Genomic DNA, 7,658 nt, shown 5'->3' on the forward strand with positions numbered 1-7,658 from the left:
CCGCCAAAAAACCGAATTTAAGGTTGTGTTTTCGGGGGTGTTTTCGATGGATTGATCGGGTTTTTCAGTTTAACAAACATATCATAACGACTGGTGCGATCGCTCACGATGGCAGTCGTTAATCCAATAGATTGAATTGCATCAATCCAAACTTTTTGTTGAGGAGGAAGTTGAGGTAAAGATAAAGTTCTAACATTGGGATCAAACACCCGTTCAACATTCATAAAAAAGTTGCCATTTTGGGGACTCAATCCCATAGGAACTGTTTGTTGAAATAACGGATTAGAGGTAATGGGAACCGTTGGTAACGGTACAATTTGATCCGCAACGGAACCCCCCAAAGTTATAAACGCTAAATTCCCTTCTAACCAACCACGAGTCACCAAAAATCCCCCAAAGGGAGACACCCATTGGGTCACCGATTGATCCTTAACTTTAACTTCACTCACCTTAAACTTTTTATTCTTCATCACCTCATCTAATTGGGTAAAAGTTTTATCCGCCGCATTGCGATCGGATACTTTTACCATTAACACTAATCCCGCAACAAATCGTTCCAATGCTCTTGGATTTGGAGTCGAAGGAACCAAAGATAACGAAAATTCTCCCTTCATCCAATTCAGAACATCTGTTTCTAATTCCAACCCCGTTGAAGATTTAAAACTCGAACTCAACACTTGAGGATTAAACGGCGCCATCGGATTCGCATTCGCACCTTGAGAATAATCTTCCCAAACTTGTTTTAAATTACTTCCAGAAACCATCATTAATGTATTTTCTGGAATTTGTTTCAAAATTTCTTGACCTTGATTTTCAACAATAAATTTTTTCTCACTATTGGGTTTTAACCAAGACACCGCTTTTAACCCAACCCCTTGAGATTCTAAGGTAATATCCGTTGCGAATCCTTGATGCTGTTGAACTTGTGCTAAATTTTTTTCAGGAATGGGATTACCAGACCGATCGGATGCAACCGTTGTGGCAACCGGAATATTCAGATAAACTTGAGCAAAGGGATTCCCCGTTTTAATCTGATTCAAAGCCGCCGCATATCCGGGTGTTTTTGCTAAGGAATTAGACCCTCGATAAGTATCAATTATCCGTTCTGTTGCATTCGGATCAGTGGTAACAACTAAGAAATCCTGTCCTAAAATAGCAATCGAATAATTTTGTTTAGGATTTCCTTGGGTTTCAATAATATCAATTCCTCGATAAGATCGCTGAGTCGTTTGACCTTGGGGTAAAGTTTTCGGTTGTGATAATAGTTCTTTAGCTTGAGTGGGATTAGCAATCGGAAAAACCATCACTATCGCCTGTTGATTCAAGGTTTTAGAAGTTTGTGGTGCAGGTGGGGTTCCTGTTAGTAAACTAGAATTGGGTAAAAAAGCAACCATCACGTCTTTCCCCACCCAAGGCTGAATATCTTTTTGATAATCATAGCCATTTTCTGTGAAAATTCGATTTTGCCAATCATTCAGCACTTGTTTTAACGCCGCTTGAGATTGGGATGTACCATATTGTTTTAATTTGTCCCATTGTTGAGCGTCTGTAGATAGAGATACAGCCACCATTGCTTCTTGAGGAACAATATTGGCACCAATGGGAACCCCTTCTAAAAATTTTCGAGACACTAAGGTGTAGTAAGCTGCAATTCCACCTCCAACAAGTAGCGCCGCAACTCCCACCGTTAAAATTAAATTGGGTTTGATTTTTTGCATCATGAAAATAGCAACGATGGCTATAAATAACTAATCAACAAATGGATTAAGTATCGAGGGAGATTTTAACCCAAGGAGTTACACTTTGCAAATCAATCACCGGATCGGTAGTTCTTCATCTTGAGAGGGGGAAAAACTATTAAACCAACCTCGTCGCCAGAAGAAAAAGAATAAGGCTAAAGCAATTAAAAACATTAATCCTAAACACACTGGATAACCCCAATACCAATTTAATTCCGGCATATTTAACGGGGAAGCATCAGGATTAAAATTCATTCCATAGACTCCCGCCACAAAGGTTAGGGGAATAAAAATAGTTGAAATGACGGTTAGCAACTTCATAATTTCATTCATTTTGTTACTCATCGAAGACATATAAATTCCCATTAAATCCGATGATAATTCTCGATAAGTTTCTACCATATCCCGCACTAAAATTGTATGATCATAGCAATCTCGCAGGTAAACTCGAACTTCTGGACTAACTAAATTACTTCCATCTCGAATTAACATATTAATCGCTTCTCGTTGTGCCCAAATTGCACGTCTCAGGGTAAATAAATCTCGACGAATCCTATAAATTTTAGCAAGATCTCTGGGTACAGGATTAAAAACAACTTGATCTTCTAAGTCTTCTAAAATATCTCCATATTCTTCTAAAACCGGGAAAAAGCCATCAATAATCGCATCCAAAATTGCATAAGCTAAATAATCAGCACCTTGTTTGCGAATAATGCCTTGATTATAACGAATGCGATCGCGCACAGGTTGTAAACAATCATATTCCGCTTCTTCCTGTACGGTTAGTAAATAATTTTTACCTAAAATTAAACTCACTTGTTCTTTATGGAGAGGATCTTCACCGGGTTTTAAATTCACCATCCAAGCAACAATAACCAGTTGATCATCATACTCCACAACTTTCGGACGTTGAGGCACATTCACCACATCTTCTAAGGCGATGGGATGTAAATTAAAGACCTTCGCCATGCGTTCCCAGGTATCTTGATTTCCTAACCCTAAAATGTCTAACCAAGAAACAGAATGAGTATCTAAATAAGGTGCACATTCTTCCGGCGTTGTTAATTTTAAACGAGTCGCCATCCCCTCACTATAATCAATTAAAACCATTTCTGGTGGCGGATCATCCGCTTCAACATCTAATGTTCCAGGGGGTGTACCCGGATCATCATAAAAATAATCTAAATTAGATTCTTCTTCATCCTCATCTTCTACGGAATGAATAGCAGATGTCATCGGTTTCATACTATGTGTCATAACCCGTCCCTAGAATCTTAATTGAATAGAGTTCTTCGCACAAAACCAGGATTATTTTAGCGAATTTTGTTGCAGAAGTAGAAGGAAAGAAGCAAAAATCTTGATCGTTTAACTCATCATCCTAGAAAATATAGTGAGTCTAAATCATTAATACAAATTACCGAAATCCTTGGGGCGAGGTTTTTTCGGACTGACACCCGGATGTGTATCCATTTTTTGAGATTAATGATCCTGAAAGTCAGATTCTACAATCGATTTAGACTGCCTATATAATCATTGGCTACACAATATTAAATTCTCTTAAAGCCGGGAAAAAGTTTTTATTTTCATGGCTGGGACGACTTAATTTTAGTAAGGCAAATCTTTGTAGGGGGGTGAGATTTTCCCAATGTTTTAATGTTAGATTAACCCCTACTTCTTCAGCTTTTTTCTGGACACTATCCGGTAATCTTGTCGCATTTAACCAAGGCGGATGATCATCAATGGGTAAATCTTTCAAAGGAATATGACTATATTGTTTGACAAATTCATACAATAAACTTCGATAGATTGTAATTTCTTCCGGTGTATTCATCGGATTTTGCACCAACTGTTGACGAACTTTTTGAGGAAATTGATTCCAATGTTCCAGTTTTAACTTCACTCCACAGGTATCCAGTTTATACCGCACAACCATCGGAATACAGTGCAAAGATTCAACAAAATCCTGTTCAAATTGAAATAGATTATCCATATTTCGAGTTGGGAATATCAGGTTTCAGTCAACCGTTAATCAGAATTCTACTTCTGCTCTGGATGGGCTGCTTCTGGGGACTTGGCTCCCATTCGATTAATTGTATAAATCATTTGATATAATCGTCCAACTTGACGTTGATTAAAATGGAAGGTTAAACGAGGTAAATCGTCCGTTTCGCCGCCAAGTTCTTCAGGGAATGCCTTGGTTTTCTCGATTCTACCTTGGGATAAAATATCCTGAAACTCAGCATTCAGTTGTTCAACTTGCTGATCGGATAATTCCGATTTTAACCGCATCACAAACTGATCTTTAACATAGCGACTCGAATGATAAACGCGATAAAAATTAGCGATGGCTTGACAAGCTACAGATAAATCATCCGTAATCGTATAAAAACTCGGATCATCCGGTGAAATCAACCCTCGATTTAACATTTGTTTCTCAATAAATTGATGTAAATCGTACCAATAATCCCCCCCTGGACGATCCACTAAAATCAACGGAGCCGGGCCAAATTTCCCCGTTTGAATTAACGTTAAACATTCAAAGGTTTCATCCAAGGTTCCAAACCCCCCAGGAAACATCGCTAAAGCATCACTTTCACGCAAAAAGAACAACTTGCGTGTAAAGAAATACTTAAAGATAATCGCTTTTTTATTCCCTTCAATATAAGGATTTGAAGATTGTTCAAAGGGAAGTTGAATATTCAACCCAAACGATAAATCTAAACCCGCCCCTTCATTCCCAGCCTGCATAATACCACCTCCCCCCCCGGTTAAGACCATAAATCCTTGTTGGGTGACAGATTGGGCAAAATCTACCGCCATGCGATACTCTTGGGTATCAGCCGGAATCCGAGCGGAACCAAAAATACAAATTTTACGAACATGACGATAGGGATAAAAGGTTTGAAACCCTCGCTCTAAGTCCAGTAAAGATGCGGAAATAATTTTCCAATCCAGGGTCTCAAATTCCTCTCCAGCCATGTTAACAAGGCTTGAAAGCGCTCGTGAAATCCACTTTTTATGCCTTAAATTCGGCAGTTGATCAACTAACTGGATAATATCGGCTTGTAGAGAATCTACCGCGTGGCTAAGATCAGAGGAGTTCATAAAATTTATCACTTACAACAAAGCGCCTCAGACCCAAGGTTCCAAGGCGCAACACCCGTGAATAATGAGCTTGAGGTGGGAGTATCGTTTTCAAGGACTCGAAAATCTCTTCTCCCAACTGACCCAAACGAATTGATTTTTGAAGTCAGTTGTTGAGATGAATGGTCAACCCCTGCAACACTGATACAACAGTGGAACCTAACTATCTGAGTTACTTTTCTTCACGTATTTTTCTACAGTAGTCGCTAATGTTGTTTTAGGAACAGCACCCACAACCATATCCACTTTTTGACCCCCTTGGAAAATCATCAAAGTCGGAATACTGCGAATGCCATATTGACTAGCAACCTGCGGATTTTCATCTGTATTGAGCTTGACGACTTTCAGTTCTCCGGCATATTGATCGGCAATTTCCTCGACAACGGGAGCGACCATCCGGCAAGGCCCGCACCAAGGCGCCCAAAAATCCACTAACACTGGGATTTCGCTGTCAAGCACATCGTTCTTAAAAGTAGCATCAGTAACTGTTTCGGCTTTGGACATCCCTAGAAATCCTTATAATATATTAAGACCCTATCAACTTGGACAGTCCCATCGCTGACACGGGAGTATCTGACGACAGATTCTTGCTGAACGGATTGGATGAAGACAGCGTTAACATCAGATTTAACGGTTTTCCTGCAATCTGATCGACAAGAATTAAAATTTTACGTCCACTGACTGTCAAACAGTAGACGCAGCCACAGAAGAGAAGATTCCTCTCTAGGTCTTGCTTTCTTCTTGTCTATCCTACTCGGATTTTGAGCAAACGGTTGACCGAGCAATAACTCCTCATTATATTGCATATTTCAACACGGGCTTGAATCAACCCCGGGGAAACGTTAAGCTCAACTTAAGGATTAGAGTCGGTTCTGTTGTTCCGAACAGGATTAGCAGAAGTTTAACTCAATTTTACTGCAAAAGGATATTCTCTGAAATGCTGATTCATCTGAGGCTTGGCACTCAACACTCAGGTTGCTCAATTTTTTTCTCTAGCGACTTGCACAAATGAGGAGTTGTCCGTATGCTAGGGGCAAGTGAATCTAAGCGGGTCGGTTGTATATCATCCCTAAAATTAAGAAACCGCCCGAACAAAAGTTCAGGCGGAGTGTGGTGTGAGGAGTGAACGGAAACATACGTCTCCGCTTCTTCTATTGTGCCATTTTATTTCAGAGAATTCCAGATTGAGTCGTAATTTTTAGGACGATTTAAGCAGTTGTGTCAAGACACCTTAAACTCAACCGGAGTCAGTTTACTTACCCATTCCTAACTGTTGGGCTTTTTGGTAAACTTTGCCTTCCGTCAACAGCGAAGGTGCAATTACCACTTCCACTTGCTGCATTTCCTGAATCGTCTGGGCACCCAAAGTGCCCATACTGGTTTTTAACGCCCCTAATAAATTATGAGTGCCATCATCGAGTTGAGCCGGGCCGCGCAGAATTTGTTCTAAGGTTCCCGTAGTCCCCACCCGAATGCGAGTTCCACGGGGTAAGACCGGGCTAGGAGTTGCCATTCCCCAATGATAACCTCGTCCAGGGGCTTCTTTGGCACGGGCAAAGGGTGAACCAATCATCACCCCATCCGCACCACAGGCGATACATTTACAGATATCTCCTCCGGTAATTAAGCCACCATCGGCAATAATCGGCACATACCGTCCGGTTTCTTGATAAAAATCATTGCGGGCGGCAGCACAGTCAGCCACGGCCGTTGCTTGGGGAACCCCAACCCCTAAAACCCCCCGTGAGGTACAGGCAGCCCCAGGGCCAATCCCCACTAAAATTCCTGCCGCACCGGCTTTAAGCAAATCTAAGGTGACATCGTAGGTAACGCAGTTCCCTAAAATCACCGGGATGGGCATTTCCTGACAAAACTTGACTAAATTCAGAGGGGTAACGGACTCTGGCGATAGGAAGGTTGTAGACACCACCGTTGCTTGGACAAAAAATAAATCAGCCCCAGCTTCAGCAACAACCGACCCGTATTTACTCGCTCCCACTGGCGTAGCACTTACGGCGGCAATTCCACCCCCTGCTTTAATTTCCTGAATTCGTTGGGTAATCAGTTCGGGTTTGATGGGTTCAGCATACAATTCTTGCATCAGGGTGACAAACTCATCTTTTCCCACTGAAGCGATGCGATCTAAAATCGGTTCTGGGTCTTGATAACGGGTTTGAATCCCTTCTAAATTCAAGACCCCTAATGCCCCCAGTTTAGATAATTCCACAGCCATGCGAACATCGACCACCCCATCCATTGCACTCGCAATAATGGGAATTTCTCGTTGAATGCCACCAATTGTCCAGGTTGTATCTGCCAAAACCGGATCAAGTGTGCGCTGTCCAGGGACTAACGCAATTTCGTCAATGCCATACGCTCTGCGGGCGACCTTGCCCCGACCAATTACAATATCCACTCTTGTATTTGTTCCCAAGACTCTATTTGTATTAAGACTATCAAAAATGAGGGGACAGATCGAGAATTAGGGTCTGGGATGGGATGTATGGAAAGTTGAAGATTCTCAAACTTAAACCTCAATGGCCTCAAGCGTTAATCCTTCCCTCACCAGACTCGTCATTGACTCCGCCCTTGTTTTTAAGCATCATAAAGGGCTGTTCTCTGAGATCCACCCTGAACTTAACTTTTGATCAATTACTTACAGAATTTTTCAACACAGCGAACAAACATTTCAACACCCATTCCTAACACCGTTTCATCAAAATTAAAACGCGGATGATGATGGGGAAAAGCTAAATTTTTATCAGGATTTGCAGA

General features: G+C 41.3%; 6 protein-coding genes and 1 pseudogene. All 7 read right to left on the reverse strand.

All coding sequences use genetic code 11. The annotated features are described in order from the left end of the window. Nucleotides 1-17: 17 nt before the first annotated feature. On the reverse strand, nucleotides 18-1,721 hold the full coding sequence (locus tag ACKPEB_RS02990; protein ID WP_408963301.1) for a DUF3352 domain-containing protein: 1,704 nt from the start codon (nucleotides 1,719-1,721) through the stop codon (nucleotides 18-20). 93 nt (nucleotides 1,722-1,814) lie between these two features. Beyond that, nucleotides 1,815-2,996 (reverse strand): magnesium/cobalt transporter CorA, encoded by a 1,182-nt coding sequence (gene corA / locus ACKPEB_RS02995; RefSeq protein WP_408963303.1) that lies wholly within the window; start codon nucleotides 2,994-2,996, stop codon nucleotides 1,815-1,817. Nucleotides 2,997-3,276: 280 nt separating this feature from the next. After that, nucleotides 3,277-3,729, reverse strand: a complete 453-nt coding sequence (locus ACKPEB_RS03000) for a nitrate reductase associated protein (RefSeq protein WP_408963304.1) — start codon at nucleotides 3,727-3,729, stop codon at nucleotides 3,277-3,279. A 47-nt stretch (nucleotides 3,730-3,776) separates the two neighbouring features. Beyond that, nucleotides 3,777-4,844, reverse strand: coding sequence for an LOG family protein (locus ACKPEB_RS03005; RefSeq protein WP_408963305.1), 1,068 nt, complete (start codon nucleotides 4,842-4,844; stop codon nucleotides 3,777-3,779). A gap of 198 nt (nucleotides 4,845-5,042) precedes the next feature. Beyond that, nucleotides 5,043-5,387 (reverse strand): thioredoxin, encoded by a 345-nt coding sequence (gene trxA, locus ACKPEB_RS03010; RefSeq protein WP_408963306.1) that lies wholly within the window; start codon nucleotides 5,385-5,387, stop codon nucleotides 5,043-5,045. Between the two features lie 748 nt (nucleotides 5,388-6,135). Continuing rightward, nucleotides 6,136-7,299, reverse strand: coding sequence for a GuaB3 family IMP dehydrogenase-related protein (locus ACKPEB_RS03015; RefSeq protein WP_408963307.1), 1,164 nt, complete (start codon nucleotides 7,297-7,299; stop codon nucleotides 6,136-6,138). A 236-nt stretch (nucleotides 7,300-7,535) separates the two neighbouring features. Beyond that, a pseudogene (locus ACKPEB_RS03020) lies at nucleotides 7,536-7,658 on the reverse strand (amidohydrolase); the annotation flags it as partial.

Source organism: Planktothrix sp. (assembly GCF_046067725.1).
Classification (GTDB): domain Bacteria; phylum Cyanobacteriota; class Cyanobacteriia; order Cyanobacteriales; family Microcoleaceae; genus Planktothrix.

Excerpts from the sequence above, each read along its gene's own strand:
- ACKPEB_RS02990 (WP_408963301.1), bottom strand. The coding sequence starts at position 1,721 with ATGATGCAAAAAATCAAACCCAATTTAATTTTAACGGTGGGAGTTGCG.
- corA (WP_408963303.1), bottom strand. The coding sequence starts at position 2,996 with ATGACACATAGTATGAAACCGATGACATCTGCTATTCATTCCGTAGAA.
- ACKPEB_RS03000 (WP_408963304.1), bottom strand. The coding sequence starts at position 3,729 with ATGGATAATCTATTTCAATTTGAACAGGATTTTGTTGAATCTTTGCAC.
- ACKPEB_RS03005 (WP_408963305.1), bottom strand. The coding sequence starts at position 4,844 with ATGAACTCCTCTGATCTTAGCCACGCGGTAGATTCTCTACAAGCCGAT.
- trxA (WP_408963306.1), bottom strand. The coding sequence starts at position 5,387 with ATGTCCAAAGCCGAAACAGTTACTGATGCTACTTTTAAGAACGATGTG.